Origin of the sequence: Streptococcus sp. A23 (assembly GCF_043674155.1) — a bacterium.
Taxonomy (GTDB): domain Bacteria; phylum Bacillota; class Bacilli; order Lactobacillales; family Streptococcaceae; genus Streptococcus; species Streptococcus suis_V.
In genome coordinates, this window is record NZ_JBIMJP010000013.1 from 34916 (window position 1) to 56717 (window position 21802).

Here is a 21802-nt window from a genome sequence, read left to right on the forward strand (position 1 = left end):
TTTTATTTACTTTTTTAAGCTAACTTCATCAAGTCCTTTACCCGCTTGGATTTCTTCAAAACATTAAGTTTTTGTTACAGATTTGTCAAAAATATTTCTAGCAAAAATAGGGAAATTTTCCTGATTATTTTTTGGATTCTTCCACTATTGATTCCGACTTTTTTCAATTTATGCTATACTAATATCAGAACTATACGGAGGTGCCTATGATTAAACTAATCGCCCTTGATATGGACGGAACCCTGCTTAATGAGAAGAAGGAATTGACCCAGCCACAGATTGATACCATCCACCAGGCCGTTGCTGCTGGTGTGACCGTCGTACTCTGCACAGGTCGTCCCCTGGTCGGTGTCAAGCCTTTTGTGGAACAGCTGGGCTTTGACCAAGAAGACGAGTACATCATCGTCAACAACGGTTGCTCGACCCATTTGACTAAGGATTGGAGTCTGATCGACTGGGAGGAGCTGACTCAGACAGACTTGGACTACCTTGACACATTTACAAATACTGATGAGGTTCAACTCACACTCTTCGACGAAGACCATTTCTTTGTCGTTGCACAAAAAGCAAATGAAACCGTTATTCATGATGCCAGTCTGGTTGGGATGACACCTATTTCCATCGACCTAGAAGAAGCAAAATCTGGCAAACACCGCTTCTTTGAAGCCATGTTTGTCGGTGAAAAAGAGGCCATTGATGCTTTTGAAAATACCCACAATCCTGTCCTCAGCCAGAAATATTCGACCGTTCGCAGTCAAGAATACCTGCTGGAAATCCTACCAAACGGTGCCAGCAAGGCCTCTGGGCTGAAAAAATTGGCTGACCGTCTAGGAATATTGCCTGAGGAAATCATGGCTGTTGGCGATGCCAATAATGACTTGGAAATGATTGCCTTTGCAGGACTGGGCATTGCCATGGGAAATGCGAATGAGCAAGTCAAGGCCATTGCCCAAGATATCACCGACAGCAATGAAAACAACGGTGTGGCCAAGGCCATTGAAAAACACATTTTGAACAAGTAAGGAGACCACATGAAATACCCAACACTACTCGAACGATTTTTAGTCTACGTCAAAGAAAATACCCGCTCTGACGAGAACTCAACCACCACTCCATCTACTCAAAACCAGGTTGAGTTCGCACAGAATATACTTCTGCCTGAAATGGAACGGATTGGCTTACAGAATGTCCACTACCTGCCAAATGGCTTTGCTGTAGGAACACTCCCTGCCAACGACCCAAGTTTGACACGTAAGATTGGTTTCATTGCCCACATGGATACGGCTGACTTCAACGCAGATGGTGTCAACCCACAAATCATCGAAAACTACGACGGTAACCCAATCGCTTTAGGAACTTCTGGCTATGAACTCCATCCAAAAGATTTCCCACAACTGGGCAACTACCACGGTCAAACCCTGATTACGACAGATGGTACGACCTTGCTAGGCTCTGATGACAAGTCAGGAATTGCAGAAATCATGACGGCCATTGAGTACCTTGTCCAAAATCCTGACATCATGCACTGCGAAATCCGTGTCGGCTTTGGTCCTGATGAAGAAATAGGTGTCGGTGCTGACAAGTTTGATGCGGAAGATTTTGATGTGGACTTTGCCTACACCATGGACGGTGGACCGCTTGGTGAACTCCAGTACGAAACTTTCTCAGCAGCTGCTGCCAAGATTGACTTCCTAGGACGCAATGTCCACCCTGGTTCTGCTAAAGACCAGATGATTAACGCCTTCCAGATGGCTATTGATTTCCACAATGCTCTTCCTGAAGCAGACCGCCCTGAGAAAACAGAAGGCTATGAAGGCTTCTTCCACTTGATGAACATGGAGGGCAGTGTCGATACTGCTTCTACCACCTACATCATCCGCGACTTCGAGGGAGAAGACTTCCAAGCCCGCAAACAGCTCATGCTGGACATTGCAGACAAAATGAATACCAAGTTTGACACGCCACGCGTTATCGTCAACCTGCAGGACCAGTACTATAACATGAAGAAAATCATCGAGAAGGATATGACACCGATTACCATCGCCAAAGAAGTAATGGAAAACTTGGACATCACTCCTATTATCGAGCCAGTTCGTGGTGGTACAGACGGGTCCAAAATTTCCTACATGGGCATTCCAACACCAAATATCTTTGCAGGTGGCGAGAACATGCACGGCCGCTTTGAATTTGTCAGCCTTCAAACCATGGAAAAAGCTGTTGATGTGATTTTAGGTATTGTAGCTTACAAATAAGAAGGAAAAGTAGGTTTTCTGAAAAATCTGCTTTTTTTGAAAATTGTTCGATATAACTATTGTATTATTCAAATAATACCGTTATAATAGAACCATCAAAAAGAAATGGAGTTTTATTATGACAGAAGAAACATTTGCACAAGGTATTTTAGTTGGGCTTTGGGGAACCGGTATGATTTTTTCACTCATTTGGTATGTCCTCCTTGCCATTTCCAACTTCATCCTCTTTAAAAAAGCTGGCTATGCTGGTTGGAAATCCCTCATTCCTTTCTACAACCTTTATATCCAACAATGTATCACATTCAGCGAAGACAAGGGCTGGTTTATCCTATTCCTACTCATCCCACTTGCTGGACCACTTTATGGCATTTATTTGACTTACTGCTATGGTAAAGCATTTGGTTTGTCTGATATTCAAGCCATCTTCTATGTCTTGTTTACACCACTTTTCAATGTCTACATCGCCTTCAATGACGGAAGCCGTTACCAAGGTCCACAAACTTTCTTTATCGACTAATATCAAATGAAGCAACTTTTTCTAGCTGGAAGGGTTGCTTTTACTTTTTTAAAAAAATATATAAAAAATTTATATAATTACTTGATTTTAGTAAATGATGGGTATATAATTTATATATAAAATAATTACATAAAGATAAAGAGGTGATTTCATGTACTACCCCGTTTCCTCTATCTTGATAGAATTTCTGATTTTGGCCATGCTGGAAAAGCAGGATTCCTACGGATATGAAATCAGTCAAACCATCAAGATAGTGGCCGATATAAAAGAGTCCACGCTCTATCCCATTCTGAAAAAACTGGAAAAGGCCGGTTATGTAACCACTTACAGCCAGGAATTTCAAGGACGCAAACGCAAATACTACACCATTACTCCTGCCGGCCGCAACCACATTCCCTTCCTCAAGGGAGAATGGACAGCCTACAAGGACAATATCGACAGAATTATAGAAGGGAGCCTACGAAAATGACACGCGCAGATTATTTAAAACACCTTGAACAAGCACTCAACAAACTCAATCCAACCGCCAAACAAGAGGCCCTGGACTATTTCCAAGAATACTTCGACGACCGAAATGATGACCAGGCGACTATCTCAGAGCTAGGCGATCCGAGCTCTGCTGCCCAGGAAATCATAGCCAACCTGCCTGAAGATGCCCTGACAGAGAACCAGGAGCCACCACGTGTTGATTTGACCTGGGACTGGAAGAATTTTTTCAATAACTTCAGCTTCAAGGACACCAACCCCCTCGACTTTGAGACTGTGGAGACCCCTTTGCCAAACTTCCAACGCCTTAGCCTTCAGCTGGAGGACCAAACCTTGATAATTGAGAGCTGGGACAAGGACTCCGCCAGCCTCCTCTCCCCCGCTTCTCTTGACGGCAACTACCAGCCCTTTACCTTCTGCCTGGATGGCGACACACTCCTCCTTTCTTCTATGGAGATACCAAAGGGCTTTAGGATGGCTTACTCAGACAGCAGACAAAAAACTGTCCTCAAACTTCCCCAGAAACCTGCCCTGCACACAGCTGATGTTCGTTTGACCGATGCCAATCTGGTTATCAACAACCTGACTGTGGACCGCTTAACGGTAATAGAAACCAGCGACAGCAATCTCTCCTTCAAGCACATCACTGCCCAAAACTGGACCATGGAGGCAAAAGATATCAACCTTACGTGCAAGGATTCTAGTTGTTCAACCCTTGACTGGCAGACAGCAGATTGCAACCTCATGTTGACAGGTCTGAACCTCGGCAAGGGGCATGTGGAGATTGCGGATTGTCACCTTTCAATGAACCAATCCACTTGGCAGGGAGAACTTGTTCTTGAAATCGAAGATTCTGTTGTCACCTTGGGCATGTCTCAAAAGAGCAATCTTCTAGCGGAAACAGACGATAGCCTGATCCATTTGCCCCAGGAAATTGCTGCTCACCTAGAACGTGACGATGATTGGCTCCACCTGGAATACCTGCTGGAGGGCATCACCCCTACTCTGATTTTGGACGCAAGCGATTCCAGTATTACTGTCAAATAAGGAGAAAATGATGACACGTGCAGACTATATGAACCAATTGGCTGGCTATCTCAAACGCCTGCCACAAGAAGATTTCCATGATGCTATGGAACATTTTAATGAATACTTTGACGAGGCTGGACCTGAGAACGAAGACCAGGTCATCGCAGAATTGGGCAGTCCCAAGCATGCTGCTAGTGATATTTTAGCCAATCTCTATGATAAAGAAGTCAGTGGAGAAAAGCCTAGCACCAGCAACCGTCTACTTCTGGTAACCCTGTCTATCTTGGCTGCTCCCATGGGCTTGATTCTGGGTCTGGTGGTCTTGGCTCTCTTTGTGAGCCTCATCCTCCTCGTCCTAGCCCTGGTTCTAGCCATGGCCAGCCTCTGCATCGCCCTGATTAGCCTAGGAATTTCCGGCTTTCTATCAGCCTTTGAACTCTTTACCACTGCTATCAGCTCAGGCATCCTGGTCACCGGCCTATCCTTGATTGGAATAGCTCTGGGAATTTTGGGCATCAAGGCGACCATTTTTATCGGCCACAAGCTCCTGCAGGCCAGCCTTCACTTTATTCAACAGTTATTACCGAAAGGAGACCGCTATGAAACAGCTTAAATCCAGCACACGCTACACTCTCATTACCCTAGCAACTGGCCTCCTTCTGTCCTTGCTGGGTCTCCTACTAGGTGGCTGGCAGGAAATCGGAAATCATCTAGAAAATTCCTACCAGGTCCAGCAGGTTGAATTTGACAACTTGCAAAAAATCAATAGCTCCACCAATCTCACAATCTCTACAAGTGATGTCGAAAAACCGACCCTCTATTTTAAAGTCAGCAAGAAACAGAGCAGTCCTATTGTCTACGACCTGATAAATGGCAGTCTAACCATTGAAGATAATAACGACCAGGGGTTTCGCTATGACGGTTTCCTAGAAGGGATAAAAATGCTCCAAGAGAACCAAACCCAAACCTACACCACACCGACCCTGCTCTTGCCAGCCGGTAGCCACTTGGATGAATTGACCGGCGGACTCTTTGATGGAAATGCCAATCTTGAAGATATGACCGTTGACAAACTGGATATTTCTATCAACAACGGTAACTTCTTGGCCAAGAAAACCACCATTCACTCAGCTAACATCGTAGTCTGGAATGGAGATATTGATTTGCAGGAAGTAAAACTAGAAGATGTGGAAGACTCAAGTAGTGACCAGCTCAACCATTTGACCGTAGAAAATGGCAACATTCGCGCCACTGGGCTGCAAGTTATCGGCAACTATGATGTCTTGGCCTACGACGGTGACATTGACCTGACCATCCATAAGGAAAGCCTGAAGGATCTTGCAATCGAAGAACTTTCTGCTGATGAAGATAGCGAACAAACCACTCATGGCAATCCAAATGCAAAAAACAAGTTGACCCTGCATAGCCAAAATGGCGACATTTATGTTCAGTAAGAGTACACGAAAAGCCCTCCAGTTCGGGGGCTTTTTGACTACTTAAATATCAAAAGTGACAAGAGGGTCAAAATGGCTGGACCTCCTTGGCTCAGGATAATTTTAGGGCTTGAAGTAATCGCACCATAAGCAGCTGCACCGATAACATAGAGGACAAATATGGTCACAATTTCAAGATTGCCAGTCACAATTCCGTAAAGTAGGAAAAGGGCCAGTAAGCCATTGTAGATTCCCTGATTTTTGAACAGGGTGGTTACAGACTTGCGTTGCAGCTCGTCCTTGGCCATATTAAAGACACGGCTGGTCGAGTCCGAATGAGTAGCAAAAGTTTCCAAATACATAATGTACAAGTGTTCCAATGCTACGATGGTAGCTAAAATAGTTGTAAAAATAGACATGCTATATCTCCTTAAGAATAGTTATAGAGGGAGGTCTTTCAAGCCTGCACTTAGCTTGGTCAGAATCTGCTGAAATTGCTCCACTTGGTCAGCTGTTAGAATATGTTCCATAGCCCGTTTGACCACCACATGCTGGCTGGGCGGGCTATCAATCAAATCCTTCTGCGCTTTCTTGGTCGGGTAAACCAAAATTTCACTCTGATTGTCAGGGTTTCGCTCACGACGGATGTAAGCCGCCTCTTCCAAAATTTTCAGATGCCGGCTAATGGCTGCGCGGTCAATTCCAAGCCTCTCCTGCAAGGCTGTTTGGTGAAGTGGTGTCTCCTCTAGCAAAATCTGAAGAATCCGATAACGGGTCAGGGAAATCCCCAACCGCTTTTCAAATAGATTGGTAATGACCTCTTCGGTAATTTTCAGTTGGTAAAGTACCTCTTCCATGCTTGACATGACTTCTCCCATTTGTTGATTTGTCAATCGTTGACCAATCAATTGTACTGCAATCCGAATATTTTTCAACTATTTTGCTCATTATTTATAAAAATCCTTCTTCCCAGAGCTGATTTTGATATAATAAACTAAAACACCAAGGAAAGAGCTAGGGATGAAATGAAACAAAAAGAGCAAGACCTGGTCATTGACGTGCTTATGCTGGCCGGTAGCATCTTACTCCAAAGCGGGGCGGAAATTCATCGGGTGGAGGATACCATGATTCGCATCGCCCATTCTCATGGGATAATGGATGCCAATGTGCTGGCCATTCCAGCGGCCATTTTCTTTTCCATTGACCACACCAACATTTCCCGGATGAAGAGAATTGTCTCCTCCAGCTACAATATGCAGAAGGTCTGCGATGTCAATCAGGTCTCTCGTTCGCTGGTTGAAGGCCAGATTAGCCCTAAAGAGGCCTGGGAAATCCTGTCTGCTATCAAACTGGAAAAAGCACCTTACACGACTGGCCAGCTGATTTTGGCGGCTATTTTTGCCGTTCCCTTCTTTACCCTTATGTTCGGCGGCTCCGCCTGGGATGCTTTTTGCTCTGCTGCTGCGACCGCTCTGGCCTTTCCCCTCTCGCTGCAGATTGAGAAATTTATCGGCATTGATTTTGTGACTACCTTCTGTGGAGCTCTGCTATTTTCCCTAACCGCCTACCTACTAGAGAAATACACCAGCCTGGCTATAAATCCCAACCTTATCAATGCTGGTGCTGTCATGCCCTTTGTGCCTGGTATCACCCTGACCAATGCGGTCCGAGATCTGATGACCAACCATATCAATACCGGCATGACAAAGCTCTTTCAAACGGCTCTGATTATTCTGTCCCTGGGTGCAGGGACCACTGTTGCACTCTTACTCGTGGGGTAACTTATGAATTTTTTACTACAATCTGTAGCTTCTTTTCTAGCCATGATTGCCTTCATGGTCATCCTCAATGTTCCTCGGAAACTTCTGGTTCCCGGAGGACTTCTAGGAATGTTTGTCTGGCTCCTCTATCTCCTACTGCAGGGACCAACCAATCCGCTCATTGCCACTTTTTTGGCAGCGGTCATCGGCTCCATGATTAGCCAGGTCATGAGCATCCTACTCAAGACACCCTCTATTATTTTTTCTCTGGCTATCCTGGCTCCCCTAGTCCCTGGCTATCGGTCCTATATGACAACGACCTATTTTGTTTCTGGAGATTATGCCCAAGCCCTTGCCAATATCACCAGTGTCCTGACCCTCTGCCTCATCATTCCTATCGGCATGGCCAGCGGTACCGTACTCTTGCAAGTGTACAGAGCCATTCAAAAACGCTGGTACCAGACACCGACCACCTAGATTGAAACTAGGTGGTTTTTTTGGTACAATATTAGCTTAAAAAGGAGACCAGATGAACAATCAACCGACAAGCAATCTCAAACTAGCCGAACGTGGCGCACAGATTTCCATTTCAGCCTACATCCTCCTATCCGGGCTCAAACTAGCTGCTGGCGAGCTCTTTCATTCCGATGCACTTCGAGCCGACGCCTTCAACAACCTCTCTGATATCATCGGAAATGTGGCCGTGCTGATTGGCTTGAAAATGGCCCAAAAACCGGCTGATAGAGACCATAAGTTTGGCCATTGGAAAATGGAAGACCTTGCTAGCCTGATTACCTCTTTCATCATGTTTATGGTTGGTTTTCAGGTCCTCTATTCAACCATTGAAAAACTCCTGAGCAAGGAAGTGGTTCAAGTCGATATGCTGGGTGCCCTGGTGGGTATTTTCTCAGCCCTGGTCATGATTGGGGTCTATATCTATAACAGCAGACTGGCTAAAAAAGTCCATTCCAAAGGACTTGAAGCAGCTGCCAAGGACAATTTATCCGATACAGTTACGTCAATTGGAACTTCCGTTGCTGTCTTTGCTGCCGCCTTCAACCTCAGTATTGTCGACAAGGTTGCAGCCATCGTCATCACCTTCTTTATCCTGAAAACGGCCTACGACATCTTCATGCAAAGTTTCTTCAGCCTATCTGACGGTTTTGATGAAGAATTGCTCCACAAGTACGAAGAGGATATCCTCAAGCTCCCCAAGATAGTCTCCGTCAAGTCCCAACGAGGCCGAACCTACGGAGCCAATATTTATCTGGATATTGTCTTGGAAATGAATCCTGACCTTTCTGTTTACGAAAGCCATGAAATCACCGAGCAGGTCGAGCAGCTCCTGATCCTCAAACATGGGGTCTTCGATGTAGACATCCATGTCGAACCCTCTGAAATCCCCCACGATGAAATCTACGAGCATGTTTACGACAAACTCTTCCGTTATGAAACTGAAATTCAGACCCATGCACCAGGCTATGAGGACTTGATTGACCCAGCCTATCTCCTGATTGATGCCAAAGGACGTTATCATGACAAGGATGGTATGCTGGAACAGCACCAGGTCCATTCCACCTACTTATCCAACTATCGGATGACATCTGTCAGTCAAAAATCCAAACTGGTCACCTTTGAAATCGGTGACTATGTCCACACCTCTCTCTGGCGCCGCCACGAAGAATGGACAGTCGTCTTCCATCAGATTTCTAAAAAACTGTAAAGAAAAAAATTCTCAGCCAAATGACGGTTGAGAATTTTTATTTGCTTAGTTTTTCACAGCATCAGTTGCCACATCTTCTCCGAACCATTTTTCAGAGATTTCCTGGAACTTACCTTCTTTATAAAGCTCTGTAAAAGCTTTGTTGATATTGTCTACCAAGGTCTTGTCTGACTTACGAACACCAACACCGAAGGCCTCGTTAGCATAGCCAGCATCAATGATATTGTAGTCATCAATGATACCTTCTTTTTGCAGATAGTAATTGGCATACACACGGTCAATCAAGAGCCCGTCGATACGGTCATTTTTCAAGTCGATAAGGGCCTCGTTGAAGGTCGCATACTGACTAGCATCACCGTCTTTTACCAGGTCCTTAAGAATTTCAGGCTGAGATGTAAATGCATAATAACCTGCAGAACCTGCTTGAGCACCGAGAACCTTGTCCTTCATGCCAGCTGGATCAGCAATAGAAGATGATTTCTTGGTCACCAAAACTTGCTGGTTGTCCATGTATTCATCAGAGAAAAGAACTTTTTCCTTGCGTTCATCTGTAATGGAATAGCCATTCCAAATCATATCAATATTGCCGTTATTGAGCTCTGTCTCTTTCAAGTCCCAGTCAATCGGTTGCCAATCAATCGTAATACCGTATTTTTCAAAAACAGCTGTTGCTAATTCGATATCAAAACCAGTGTATTGACCGTCTTTTTCTTCAAATCCCATCGGGACAAAGGTCTTATCAAAACCAATGGTCACTGACTTGTCTTTTTCATAAGTAGACCAATTGTCTGACTCTGTAGTAGAACTGCCTGAGCCACAGGCTGCAAGGGCCAAACTTGTCACAAGAGCTGTTGTTCCAAGAATTATGTTTTTCATTTTCATCATGTCTTACCTCTTTAATGTTTCGGTTCAATCTTGATAATTTCATCTGCGATATTTTCAGCAAACTGCATATCGTGGGTTACCACAATCTGCGTGATTCCTGTCGCACGGTTTTCCAAAATCAGCTTTTCAACTTCTTTTCGTAGCTCAGGATCCAATGCCGAAGTCGGCTCATCGTAGCCAATAATCTCAGGATCAATCATCATGGCGCGAGCCAGGGCCACACGCTGCTTCTGCCCTCCTGATAGAGAATAAGGATAGGCTGCTGCGTGGTTGGCCAGGCCTAGTGTTTCCAGAAGTTTACGGGCCTTGTCTTCCGCTTCTATAGCCGACATATTTTGTGTCTTAATAGGGGAGAGGACCAAGTTTTCCAATACTGAAAGGTGGGGGAAAAGCTGGAAATCTTGGAAAACAAAGCCCAGCAAATGTCGTTTCTCCAATTCCTCGACTGGCAGTTCTTGACCATTGTAAATCAGAGTACCTTCATCAATGGTCTCCAAACCTGCCAGCATACGGAGAAGCGTAGTCTTACCGCCACCGGATTGACCAACAATGGCGACAATTTTCCCCTCCGGGATGACCAAATCATAGTTGGAGAAAATCTGCTTGTTGCCAAATCGTTTGGATAGATTGCGTAATTCTAACATGACTTCCTCCTATTTGTAGTAATCAAATTTCTTTTCAACCTGTTTAGAAACCAGCGTAACCGCTCCAATCATGAGCAGGTAAATGGCCCCTGCAATAAACATAGGTGCTAGACTAGCATCACGGTTGGCAGCAGTTCGACTGGCCAAGAGCAAGTCACTGACTCCCAGGGCGTAGACCAGAGAGGTATCCTTGACCAGGGTCATGACTTCATTGAAGACACTTGGTAGGACAATCTTGACAACCTGGGGCAAGACGATGTAGCGAATAGTCTGAAGAGGTGTAAATTTCAAGACCTTAGCCGCCTCATACTGACCAGCTGGGATAGCCTCAATTCCTCCACGGAAAATCTCAGAGAAATAAGCCGCATAGTTGAAGGTAAAGGCAGTAATCACCGCTGGCATCCTGTCAAATGTAATCCCCACACTCGGCAAGACGTAGTAGACAAAAATCAATTGCAGGAGCAAGGGAGTCCCTCGCATAATAAGTACATAAAAATGCAAGAGCCACTGCAAGGGCTTGAATTTGATTTGCATGAGGAAGGCAAAGACAGCTCCCAAAGGCAAGGACAAGACTAATACTAAAACAAATACTTGTAAGGAGACTAAAGCACCATCCACCAAGGGGGGCAAGACTTCCAAAATATAATCCATAAACATCTCCCAAAAGAGTTATTATCTTATCTAGTATAGCAGAAAATTGGGCGATTTGAAAGAAATTTGTCAGAATTTTTCATAAATTTCACATAAAAATCGAATATTCATGCAAAAATCCACCAAATTTACAGGTGGATTTGCAAGCTTATTCAACTGTTACTGATTTCGCCAGGTTACGCGGTTTGTCCACATCCAGACCACGTTGGAGCGTCGCATAGTAGGCAATCAACTGGGTTGGGACAACCATGGCAATGGTAGACAAGAATGGGTGAACACTAGTCACTGTGAAGTCATCTTCTTCCTTGGCAATGGCCTCATCAACGATGGTCATGACATGGGCACCACGCGCCACCACTTCCTGGATATTTCCACGGGTGTGGCTGGCCAGATGAGGATTATTTGAAATCAAGGCCAAAACCGGCACACCGTCTTCAATCAGGGAAATGGTACCATGCTTGAGCTCTCCAGCAGCAAAACCCTCACACTGGATATAGGAAATTTCCTTGAGCTTGAGAGCCGCTTCCATAGAAACGTAATAGTCGCTGCCACGTCCGATATAGAAGGCATTTCGAGTTGTACCAAGTAGTTTCTCCACTTTCTCAGCAATAATATCTTTTTCTGATAAAGTAGCCTCGATAGACTGGGCAACAATGGACAATTCGTGTACCAAATCAAATTCCTTGGCATAGGTATTTCCATTGGCATCCCCAACAGCCTTGGCCAAGAAAGCTAGAGTTGCAATCTGAGCAGTATAGGCCTTGGTCGAAGCAACAGAGATTTCTGGACCAGCATGGAGCAACATGGTGTAGTTGGCCTCACGAGACAGGGTAGAGCCTGGAACGTTTGTCACCGTCAAACTTGGAATGCCCATTTCATTGGCCTTAACCAAAACCTGACGGCTATCCGCTGTCTCACCAGACTGGCTGATGAAGATAAAGAGGGGCTTTTGGCTCAAGAGCGGCATATTATAACCCCATTCAGAAGAAATCCCCAGCTCAACTGGTGTATCCGTCAACTTCTCCATGAAGTCTTTTGCGGCAAATCCTGCGTGGTAGGAAGTACCAGCTGCTAGGATATAGATACGGTCAGCATCTTGTACTGCCTTGACAATCTCCGCATCAACTGTTACTTGTTCATCAGTATTTGTGTATGCGCCAATCAATTTACGCATGACAGCTGGTTGCTCATCAATTTCCTTGAGCATGTAGTAAGGATATGTTCCCTTACCGATATCAGATAGATCAAGCTCAGCAGTATAGCTTCCACGTTCGATAGCATTGCCGTCGTAGTCCATAACTTGAACACTGTCTTTTTTCACGATAACCAATTCTTTGTCGTGAATTTCCATATATTCACTGGTTTCACGAATCATAGCCATGGCATCGGAGCAGACCATGTTGTAGCCATCACCCAGACCAATCAAGAGTGGTGATTTATTCTTAGCAACATAAATCGTATCCGCATCTGTCACATCAATCAAAGCAAAGGCATACGAACCTTGGATGATATGAAGTGCCTTTTTGAAAGCCTCCAAAGTTGACAAGCCTTCTGAGGCAAATTGTCCAATCAAATGAACAGCAATTTCAGTATCCGTTTGCCCTTTAAAATCATGGCCTGCCAGGTAGTCTGCCTTGATTTCAGCATAGTTCTCAATCACACCATTGTGGACCAGAATATGGCCAGCTGTTTGGGATGTATGAGGGTGGGCATTGTTTTCAGTTGGCTTGCCATGGGTAGCCCAGCGTGTATGGCCGATACCAGCTGTGCCATCTGTCTTATCCCCTACCTTAGCGGAAAGTTCTGCAATACGACCCACAGCCTTAACCAGGTGGTCTTCTGAACCACCGGTCACAAAAATACCAGCTGAATCATAACCACGGTATTCCAATTTTTCCAAACCTTGAATCAAAATATCTGTTGCGTTTGTATTTCCAACAACACCAACAATTCCACACATATCCTATCACCTCGGTGTTTGCTACACCGACTTTCATTCATTTTCAATAAATTGGTCTAGTCAGATTTTCTACTACAAAGACCAGTAAAAACAGTATATAACAGACTTATAAACTTGTCAATCATTAAATTGGTATAGTCAACTTTTAATTTTCGATGAAAATTTTTGAAAATAAAAGAACCAACCTCTATTGGGTTAGTCCTGTTTCAATAAAGCCAAATTCAGACAAGGGGCTGATTCTAAAGCTCAAGCGCCCTATAATGTCACTCTGATCAATCAAACCAAAGCTGCGGCTATCATTCCGGTCCATTCGATTATCATTTAAGACCAGAATCTTACCTTTGGGAATAACCTGAAACTCCCCGCCTGTTAGTGTTTCAATCGTCAAGTCTTCCGTATAATACTCCTGCTCCGGGATAAGCTCCAAATAATCCTCACGCACAATCTTTTGGTTGCGGTAGAGAACATTATCTAGATAGGTCGCTGTCTCCTCTTCGAGGGCGATAATCCTGCTAACATATTCCTTGCCCTCGTGTTCGTATAGGACAAATTCCCCATGCTTGAGTTCCGTATTCTTTAGGGCGATAATGACATCATTTCGCTTAATGTAGTCATTGGCCATGGTTGAAGTAATACGCACTGGTTCAAACAACCATACCCTCAGCCCAATAATTCCTAAAATCAGCAATACCAACAATAAGAGTTGGCGAAAAAGGTCTCTCTTTACCATAATCTCTCCAATCTCTATTAGTATAGCATATTTTCATGAAAATACTTGACATTTACCCTTGGAGGTGACGATAAATTTCCTGGGCAATGACCTGATTGCCCAGCGGACTGAGATGAAGGCCGTCGCTATAGTACTCCAATTTCCCCTTGGTTATGGGATAGAGATTGATGACAGGCAGGCCCAGCTCCTGACCGATTTGAGGAATGATAGCCTGCAACTCTTCCTCGATAATCTGGTTATTGAGGCCGAAGCGGCTGGTTGGCACGAAAGGCGGGATAACCAGGTAGACGTCTGGCTGGCTGGGCAAATTCATATAACGCTCTGCCATTTCCTTATACTCTTGCTGAAAGCCTTCCTTGTTCCAGTAAGGTCCCCGGCTATCATTGCTACCAATCATGATGATGACGATATCAGCCTCGCTCTCCAAGGATAGTTGGGCATTTTCTTCCTTGAAATAGGGAAAATCTGCTGTCGATTGGAGGGAACGGCCGCTAAGACCGAAGTTGGACACCTGGTAGTTGTGACCCAATTTTTCAGCCAAAATAGACGGATAAGCATCCTTTTCACGATTGTCCAGCCCATAACCATAGGTCAGACTGTCTCCCACTGTTGCTACTTTGACGGCTCCGCTCCCAAGCGTCAGAACCTCTGGATACATAATATCAGACACAATCTCTCTCCTTGATTTCTAGATTCTATTGTAACATGGGGGAAAAAATAAATAAACTCCTGAATTTGTGATATAATGAACATTATGAAGAAACATATCATCATTATTGGTGGAGGCATTGTTGGTTCAACCGCTGCCTTCTACCTTTCTCAAGATAGCAATATTGACCTGACACTGATTGACCACGGTGTTGGTACAGCTACCCGTGCTGCTGCTGGCATTATCTGCCCCTGGATGGCCCAGAAGAAAAACAAGGACTGGTACCGCCTGACCTCGAAAGGTGCTGTCTTCTACCGCCAGTTGGTAGCTGATTTAGAAAGTGCAGGAGCCAAGGACATCCCCTTCAAGCAAACTGGAACCATTGGCCTTAAAAGCAAGCCCGAACTCCTGGACAAAATCAAGAAAATCGCAGAAGACCGCAGGCTAGACACCCCTACCATTGGAGACATCACTACTCTTGAAGGACAAGAAGTCAGCAACTATCTACCACCACTCAAGCCTGATTTCTACGGTATCCACCTGGAAGGCGGCGGCCGTATCGACGGTGGAAAACTGATTGACTTGTTACAGGAAAAGTTTTTGGAAAATGGCGGAGCTCTATTGCAGGGACAGGCTAGACTGATAGATGAAGGAACTGTTCAGCTGGATGGGCGAGAACTAACTGCCGACCACATTATCCTAGCTACCGGTTCCTGGTTGCCAGATATGCTGGAACCTCTCGGCTATCAGGTAGATGTCCGTCCACAAAAAGGTCAGCTTCTGGAATTGGATACAGATTTTGATACCAGCGGCTGGCCAGTCTGCATGCCCTATGGTCAAATTGACATCCTGCCGTTTGAGAATGGAAAAATCATTGTCGGGGCCACCCATGAGGATAACATGGGCTATGATTTGACCCTTGACCCTGAAAAAATCCAAACGATGCATGAAAAATCTGCGGAATTTATGCCTGATTTGGCCAACTACCCTGTGGTTCGCACTCGTATTGGTACCAGGGCCTATACCTCCAACTACGCACCATTTTACGGGACTGTTCCTGAAATGGACAATATCTGGGTGGCCAGTGGTCTGGGCTCTTCTGGCCTGACTAATGGACCCTTTATCGGCTGGCAAATTGCCAAAGAAATTCTGGGCAAGGATACGAATTTTGACAGAAGTCCTTATGAGCCTGCCAATTATATTAAAAGATAATACGACAATCCTGCCAAATGGTAGGATTTTTGATTTGTCTCATGCAAAAAGTCTATCGCTTTCGCAATAGACTTCTCAATTTAATTATTATTGTACGGTGCGCACACGCATTGTGTTTGTAGAACCTGCTACACCTACTGGTACACCAGCAACGATTACAATGTTATCACCTGCAACAACAAGTCCTTCTTCCTTAGCAATACGCTCAGCCAAGTCGAACATATCGTCTGTTGAATTTGGACGGTCTGTCACAACTGGGATGACACCCCAGTTAAGCATCAATGATTTCTGAACTTTCTCAGTGAAAGTAATTGCCAAGATGTCTGCATCTGGACGGTATTTAGAGATAGCACGCGCAGTGTAACCAGTTTCTGAAACTGTTACGACCAACTTGATATCCATTGAGTGGCAAGCATCTTTAACCGCAGATGCCACAACCTCAGTTTTAGATGAACGGTTGAAAGTGTCAGAGTTCAAACGACCGTACTCGTTAAGAAGAGTTTGTGCGTTTTTGTTAACAGTTGCCATAGTGCGAACTGATTCAACTGGGTATTTACCGTTAGCTGACTCACCTGAAAGCATAGTAGCATCTGTACCATCGATAACAGCGTTGAAGACGTCAGAGATTTCTGAACGAGTTGCACGTGGCTTGTCAGTCATTGTTTCCAACATGTTTGTAGCTGTGATAACTGCTTTACCAGCTGCATTGACTTTCTTGATGATCATTTTTTGGTAAACTGGAACCATTTCAAATGGTACTTCGATACCCATGTCACCACGCGCAATCATGATACCATCTGAAGCTTCGATGATTTCATCAATATTGTCGATACCTTGTTGGTTTTCGATTTTAGAGAAGAGTTGTACGTGTTCGTTACCGGTCTCTTTCAAGATAGCACGAACTGACTCAACGTCTTGTGCAGTACGAACGAATGAGATAGCGATGAAGTTAAGACCTTGTTCAAGACCGAAACGGATATCCGCATCGTCACGCTCAGCAAGCGCTGGGAAAGGAATCTTAGTGTAAGGAATGTTTACACCTTTTTGCTTAGCAATAACGCCATCGTTCTCAACACCAACGATAAATTCACGTTTTTCTTCATCTTTGGCAATAACAGTCAAACCTAGTTTACCATCGTCAACAAGAATTTGCTTACCAACTTCAACGTCGTCGAAGATGTCTAGGCCACCAGCAACGTTCAAGGCAATCACTTCTTGAGTTGACTTGATACCTTGTTTTGTAGCAACACGCAATTGGTCACCAGTCTTATAAGCGTACTCACCTTCGCCTGATTCGAACAATTCAGTACGGATTTCAGGACCTTTTGTATCAAGCAAGAAACCTACTTTTTTGCCAGCGATTTCTTCTGCGCGACGTACAGTTGCCATACGTGCACCTTGCTCAGCATGGTCACCATGTGAGAAGTTGAAACGGAAAACGTTAGCACCTTCAGTAATCAATTGAGCAATTTTTTCAGCTGATGCTTCAACATCCAACTGCTCACCCCAGTAACCTGACTCACCGAATTTCTTACCACCGCGGAATTCTACCGCAGGACCAAGGGTTGCAACGATTTTAACACGTTTGTTCATCTTAACTAAACTCCTTCTTATTTCTGGTCTTATGACCTTAATAACTAATTTTCTAGACTATCTATTAGATAGACAAGTTACGGTTCAACTCAGCCATGTCAAGGTCTGCTTTGTGCGGATTGTTAACGACAATCTTACCTTCAGCAGTGAGGCTAAACAAGGCACCTTCTTCGGCAGTACCAAGGATTGGGTTTTCCACCATTTGCTCATTGCGGATACCGACAGCAAGTCCACCACGGCCTTCTTTGAGCAATTTAACAGCGTGAGCACCCATACGTGACGCAAGAACGCGGTCACGAGCTGTTGGTGAACCACCACGTTGGATGTGACCAAGTTCCGTCACACGAAGGTCACTTGTGTCACCTGCTGCCTTCAATTCTTCAGCAAATTGAGCTGCTGGCATAACACCTTCTGCCAAGACAATAATGCTATGTTTCTTACCATTGTCATAACCTGCCTTGATGCGAGCAACAATATCCTTGATGTCAAACTCTTCTTCCGGCACAACGATAACGTCCGCACCTGATGCGATACCTGACCAAAGGGCAATGTCACCTGCATGGCGACCCATTACTTCGACCACAAAGGTACGACGGTGACTAGAAGATGTGTCACGAATCTTATCAATGGCATCCATAGCTGTAGTCACAGCTGTATCAAAACCGATGGTAAAGTCTGTTCCTACGATATCATTATCGATTGTTCCTGGCAAACCAATTGCTGGGAAACCATGCTCTGTCAGGCGCATCGCACCGTGGTAAGAACCGTCACCACCGATAACAACAACGCCTTCAATACCATGTTTTTTCAGCTGTTCAATCCCTTTTAATTGACCTTCCAATTGGGCAAATTCAGGATAACGAGCTGAACCGAGGAAGGTACCACCACGAGAAATGATATCTCCTACTGAGCGTGCAGACAATTCATGGATATCTCCGGCAACCATTCCAGCATAGCCATCATTGATACCGTATACTTCCATTCCTTCTGAGATTGCTTGGCGAACAACTGCACGAATGGCAGCATTCATACCAGGTGCGTCACCACCACTGGTCAAAACACCAATACGCTTCATTATATGCTCCTTCAATTTTCAATTTAACTGCCTTATTATAACACACTTGACTAGATCTTGCTCGTCTTTTTACGCTTTTTCAACGAAAAACCGTTTTCATAGCAAATTCAGCCAACTCTTGCTCTAATTGAGGCGTTTTCATCACTTGAAACTGGTCTACCTGAATGGTCTGATTGCTGTCTTGGTAATGCAGAACGACAGGAATTGATCCCTTATATTTGGCTAAAATTCGAGCAACTGCATGGTCATGCTCCCGGTTTTCCAGTAAAATCCACAACTTTTCCAGACTGACTATTTCTAACTTGTCAGCCACCAGTTGTAACTGTCCCTCCCTTTCCTGGATCTTGCCAGTTACGTAGAGGATATCCCCTTCCTTCAAGAACTGCCCTGTCTGTTGGTAGAGTTCCGGAAAGACCGTGACTTCCGATTTATCTTTCATATCGGTCACTTGTAGAAAGGCCATGGGCTGACCCGAATTCTTGGTCCGAATCCGGCGGATAGACTGAACTTGTATCAGGATGGTCACCCGATTTCCAGCCACCAAATCGCCTAAATCGGTCACAGAACGCTGGGTCTCCTGTCGGAGCTTAATCAGAGGATGAGGACTGATACCGATACCTAGCACGGCCTGTTCCAGCTGGTATTTTTCACTATCATTAAAGTCGTCCGACTGGAGCCAGCTATAGGTCTCCTCCGCAAAAAAGCTACCAAAGGCATCTGCAAAGACAAAGAGATTGTCCAGATTTTCTACTATCTTCTTGCGATTGGACTCAAATTCATCAAATAAACCGATGTGAATGAGCGGAGTCAGCAAATCCTTCTTTTTATACTGGGCAGGCAGTTTCAAGATAAAATCTTCGACCGACTTGTAGGGACGGTTTTCAATCAACCAGAGGGAGAAATCCTTGGGCAGACCCTTGATATTTTTCAAGCCTAGATAAATCTTGGACTTGTCGAACTTGTCATAGTAGGGAATGGTGTTCATCGACAACCTAGCCACCTGAAAGTCAAATTGCAGGGCATCCGTGATATAGGTACTGCTAGAGAAATTCAGCATGACATCAAAGAAGATGTCCGGATAATGGGTCTTGAAATAGGCCATTTGGAAGGCCAGGGCCGAATAGGCGTAGGCATGACTGCGGTTAAATCCATAACCTGCAAACTTGGCCATCATGGCAAAAATCTTCTTGGCCTTGGTTTCCTCATGTCCATTGGCTAGCGCTCCTGCCAGAAAAGCCGCCTCCATGGCCTGCATCTCCTCTGCCTTTTTCTTGGACATGGCCCTGCGGAGCAAATCGGCTTTCCCCAGAGTAAACCCAGCATAAACCTGGGCTATCTGCATGACCTGCTCCTGGTAGAGCATAATGCCATAGGTTGGTCGGAGAATGTTTGCAATGGACGAATCCAGCAAATCAATCTCTTCCTGACCTTGCTTGCGTTTGACAAAATTATCGATATAGTCGCTGGCACCTGGTCGGTTGAGACTGGTTGTCGCTACCACATCTTCAAATCGGTTGGGCTTGACCCTCTGGAGGAGATTGATAGCTCCCGGTTGTTCAAACTGGAAGATTCCCTTGGTTTTGCCAGCAGCAAAGAGCGCCAAGGTAGGCGAATCTTCCAGGTCAATACCGGCAATATCAATAGTTTTCCCATATTTATCAGCCACAGCTTGAGCCATTTTTTGGACAAAGGTCAGGTTACGCAGGCCCAAGAAGTCCATTTTCAACAGACCATTGGCCTCGACAGCATGGGCGTCATACTGGGTAATCAGCATGTCCTCACCCATTTTTAGGGGAATAGTATCCGTCAGCTCTTCATCACTCATAACGACACCGGCTGCGTGGATAGAGGTCTGGCGAGGCTGCCCTTCAATCTGCTGGGCAATAGCAAAAGCCTTCTGGTACTCTATTTTACTGTTGATGAGCTGGCGGAATGAAGCATTGCGCTGATAGGCTGATGCAAGACTGTCTTTAAAAGAAATCTTGCGGGTAATGTTGGTCAACTCGTATTCGGGCGTGCCAAAGCGTTTGAAAACATCCCTTATAGCCTGCTTGGCCCCAAAGGTCGAATAGGTTACAATTTGGGCAGCATGGGTCGAGCCATAACGGTCACGAACATAGTGGATAAAGTCTGGTCGATGAATATCCGGAATATCGATATCAATATCCGGCATGGAATAGCGTTCTTCATTTAGGAACCGTTCGAAGAGCAGATTGTGCTCGACCGGGTCAATGCCTGTGATATTGAGAGCATAGGCCACCAAGCTCCCTACTGCAGACCCCCGTCCCATTCCCATATAGTAGCCCTGGCTACGTCCAAAGCGCAAGAGGTCCCAGACGATAAGGAAATAGTCATCAAAGCCCATCTTGTGAATGACAGCCAATTCCCTATCCAATCGCTCTTGATAACCCGACTCAAATAAGCCTTTTTCTCGCAAGCCTGCCTCAGCCTTCTCGCGGAGTTCTTCTACTGCCGACCGTTGTCTGTTGAAACGTGGTAATTTGAGACTTTTGTCCAAATCATAGGAAATACCTTGAACCAGTTTTTCCAGATTGACCACTGCCTGTGGAAAGCGGCTGCTAAACAAGTCTTTCAGACTATCTGCCGATAAAAGGACCTGGCCTGGCTCCAAGTCAGGGACTTGGTTGAGCTGGACATTATCCCGAATTGCCCTCAGCACCTGGAGGGCCTGAGCCTGCTCTCGGTCAAACAAACGAACGGGATAGAGAGGCAAGATAGGTTGTGTAAACTCTTGGACAGGTGTTTCCAGGCCCACGCCAATATAAAAATCCATCCCCAGGTCTAACTGGTCAATTCCTGGAAAATAAGGCAGGATAAGGGCCACATCTTGCAGATACTGACGAATGCTCTCAAAATCATCCTGTCCCAGCATCTTGGCCGTTGATATCTTAAGGAGATTGCGATAGCCAGTCGTAGACAGGGCTACTAATTTCGTGGCAATTGGATGCTCATAGCCAGCCAAATCCCAGTCGCACTCACAACCAATGACAGGCTGTAGACCAACTAATTGACAGCTTTCCATAAAACTGTAGGCTGCATAGAGATTATCCCTATCCATCATCCCAATGGTCCGATAGCCCAGCTCTTTGGCCTGCTGGACATAGCGGTCAATGGTGACCATGCTATCCATAAAGGTATAGACGGTTTTGGTATCTAATTGTGCTAGCATGGCTACCTCCTTT

22 protein-coding genes are annotated in these 21802 nt (G+C 45.1%); 11 read left to right on the forward strand and 11 right to left on the reverse strand.

Annotation, left to right across the window (positions count from 1 at the left end):
- Positions 1–206: 206 nt before the first annotated feature.
- The 7 genes from ACHBIE_RS08020 to ACHBIE_RS08050 all read left to right on the forward strand — a co-directional run bounded on the left by ACHBIE_RS08020 (position 207) and on the right by ACHBIE_RS08050 (position 5738).
- The gene (locus ACHBIE_RS08020; RefSeq protein WP_105122294.1) at positions 207–1022 is read left to right on the forward strand and encodes a Cof-type HAD-IIB family hydrolase; all 816 of its coding nucleotides are present in this window, start codon (positions 207–209) and stop codon (positions 1020–1022) included.
- Between the two features lie 9 nt (positions 1023–1031).
- Complete coding sequence (gene pepT / locus ACHBIE_RS08025) at positions 1032–2252, forward strand: peptidase T (protein ID WP_394733115.1); 1221 nt, start codon at positions 1032–1034, stop codon at positions 2250–2252.
- 118 nt (positions 2253–2370) lie between these two features.
- A complete protein-coding gene (locus ACHBIE_RS08030) occupies positions 2371–2769 on the forward strand; it encodes a DUF5684 domain-containing protein (RefSeq protein WP_394733116.1) in 399 nt (132 codons plus the stop codon).
- 151 nt (positions 2770–2920) lie between these two features.
- A complete protein-coding gene (locus ACHBIE_RS08035) occupies positions 2921–3238 on the forward strand; it encodes a PadR family transcriptional regulator (RefSeq protein WP_394733117.1) in 318 nt (105 codons plus the stop codon).
- A complete protein-coding gene (locus tag ACHBIE_RS08040) occupies positions 3235–4302 on the forward strand; it encodes a DUF1700 domain-containing protein (RefSeq protein ID WP_394733118.1) in 1068 nt (355 codons plus the stop codon). Before ACHBIE_RS08035 ends, ACHBIE_RS08040 begins: the two co-directional genes overlap by 4 nt.
- A gap of 10 nt (positions 4303–4312) precedes the next feature.
- Positions 4313–4897, forward strand: a complete 585-nt coding sequence (locus ACHBIE_RS08045; RefSeq protein ID WP_172021938.1) for an HAAS signaling domain-containing protein — start codon at positions 4313–4315, stop codon at positions 4895–4897.
- The gene (locus ACHBIE_RS08050) at positions 4884–5738 is read left to right on the forward strand and encodes a DUF4097 family beta strand repeat-containing protein (RefSeq protein WP_394733119.1); all 855 of its coding nucleotides are present in this window, start codon (positions 4884–4886) and stop codon (positions 5736–5738) included. The genes ACHBIE_RS08045 and ACHBIE_RS08050 overlap by 14 nt, the downstream gene beginning before the upstream one ends.
- Before the next feature lie 38 nt (positions 5739–5776).
- Here the strand turns inward: ACHBIE_RS08050 and ACHBIE_RS08055 are convergent, their stop codons facing one another.
- Both ACHBIE_RS08055 and ACHBIE_RS08060 read right to left on the reverse strand, forming a co-directional pair.
- The gene (locus tag ACHBIE_RS08055) at positions 5777–6136 is read right to left on the reverse strand and encodes a DUF1304 domain-containing protein (protein ID WP_105111845.1); all 360 of its coding nucleotides are present in this window, start codon (positions 6134–6136) and stop codon (positions 5777–5779) included.
- Between the two features lie 21 nt (positions 6137–6157).
- A complete protein-coding gene (locus ACHBIE_RS08060) occupies positions 6158–6583 on the reverse strand; it encodes a MarR family winged helix-turn-helix transcriptional regulator (protein WP_394733135.1) in 426 nt (141 codons plus the stop codon).
- Between the two features lie 159 nt (positions 6584–6742).
- On the opposite strand from ACHBIE_RS08060, the gene ACHBIE_RS08065 reads away from it, so the two are divergent.
- The 3 genes from ACHBIE_RS08065 to ACHBIE_RS08075 are packed head-to-tail and all read left to right on the forward strand — an operon-like array spanning position 6743 to position 9200.
- Positions 6743–7498: a threonine/serine exporter family protein gene (locus ACHBIE_RS08065; protein ID WP_394733120.1), complete on the forward strand. Its 756-nt coding sequence runs from the start codon at positions 6743–6745 to the stop codon at positions 7496–7498.
- A 3-nt stretch (positions 7499–7501) separates the two neighbouring features.
- The gene (locus ACHBIE_RS08070; RefSeq protein WP_105122300.1) at positions 7502–7954 is read left to right on the forward strand and encodes a threonine/serine exporter family protein; all 453 of its coding nucleotides are present in this window, start codon (positions 7502–7504) and stop codon (positions 7952–7954) included.
- Positions 7955–8006: 52 nt separating this feature from the next.
- Positions 8007–9200, forward strand: a complete 1194-nt coding sequence (locus ACHBIE_RS08075; RefSeq protein WP_105122301.1) for a cation diffusion facilitator family transporter — start codon at positions 8007–8009, stop codon at positions 9198–9200.
- A gap of 45 nt (positions 9201–9245) precedes the next feature.
- Here the strand turns inward: ACHBIE_RS08075 and ACHBIE_RS08080 are convergent, their stop codons facing one another.
- From ACHBIE_RS08080 to ACHBIE_RS08105, 6 genes are all read right to left on the reverse strand, one after another.
- Positions 9246–10082, reverse strand: coding sequence for an amino acid ABC transporter substrate-binding protein (locus ACHBIE_RS08080; RefSeq protein ID WP_394733136.1), 837 nt, complete (start codon positions 10080–10082; stop codon positions 9246–9248).
- 14 nt (positions 10083–10096) lie between these two features.
- Complete coding sequence (locus ACHBIE_RS08085; RefSeq protein WP_105111848.1) at positions 10097–10729, reverse strand: amino acid ABC transporter ATP-binding protein; 633 nt, start codon at positions 10727–10729, stop codon at positions 10097–10099.
- A gap of 9 nt (positions 10730–10738) precedes the next feature.
- Positions 10739–11380 carry an amino acid ABC transporter permease gene (locus ACHBIE_RS08090; RefSeq protein WP_105111849.1) on the reverse strand — a complete coding sequence of 214 codons (642 nt, stop codon included), beginning with the start codon at positions 11378–11380 and terminating at the stop codon, positions 10739–10741.
- A gap of 148 nt (positions 11381–11528) precedes the next feature.
- On the reverse strand, positions 11529–13340 hold the full coding sequence (gene glmS / locus ACHBIE_RS08095) for a glutamine--fructose-6-phosphate transaminase (isomerizing) (protein WP_105111850.1): 1812 nt from the start codon (positions 13338–13340) through the stop codon (positions 11529–11531).
- A 187-nt stretch (positions 13341–13527) separates the two neighbouring features.
- Positions 13528–14070: a signal peptidase I gene (lepB, locus tag ACHBIE_RS08100; protein WP_170242993.1), complete on the reverse strand. Its 543-nt coding sequence runs from the start codon at positions 14068–14070 to the stop codon at positions 13528–13530.
- 52 nt (positions 14071–14122) lie between these two features.
- Positions 14123–14740, reverse strand: a complete 618-nt coding sequence (locus ACHBIE_RS08105) for a GDSL-type esterase/lipase family protein (protein ID WP_394733121.1) — start codon at positions 14738–14740, stop codon at positions 14123–14125.
- Between the two features lie 84 nt (positions 14741–14824).
- Between ACHBIE_RS08105 and ACHBIE_RS08110 the strand changes: the two genes are divergently transcribed.
- Positions 14825–15931 (forward strand): NAD(P)/FAD-dependent oxidoreductase, encoded by a 1107-nt coding sequence (locus ACHBIE_RS08110; RefSeq protein WP_394731364.1) that lies wholly within the window; start codon positions 14825–14827, stop codon positions 15929–15931.
- A gap of 87 nt (positions 15932–16018) precedes the next feature.
- Here ACHBIE_RS08110 and pyk read toward each other — a convergent pair whose 3' ends face one another.
- From pyk to ACHBIE_RS08125, 3 genes are all read right to left on the reverse strand, one after another.
- Entirely contained in the window at positions 16019–17524 is a 1506-nt protein-coding gene (pyk, locus tag ACHBIE_RS08115; RefSeq protein WP_105111854.1) for a pyruvate kinase, read from the reverse strand.
- Positions 17525–17588: 64 nt separating this feature from the next.
- Positions 17589–18599, reverse strand: a complete 1011-nt coding sequence (pfkA, locus tag ACHBIE_RS08120; RefSeq protein WP_394733122.1) for a 6-phosphofructokinase — start codon at positions 18597–18599, stop codon at positions 17589–17591.
- A gap of 79 nt (positions 18600–18678) precedes the next feature.
- Positions 18679–21789: a DNA polymerase III subunit alpha gene (locus tag ACHBIE_RS08125; protein WP_394733123.1), complete on the reverse strand. Its 3111-nt coding sequence runs from the start codon at positions 21787–21789 to the stop codon at positions 18679–18681.
- Between the last annotated feature and the right edge of the window lie 13 nt (positions 21790–21802).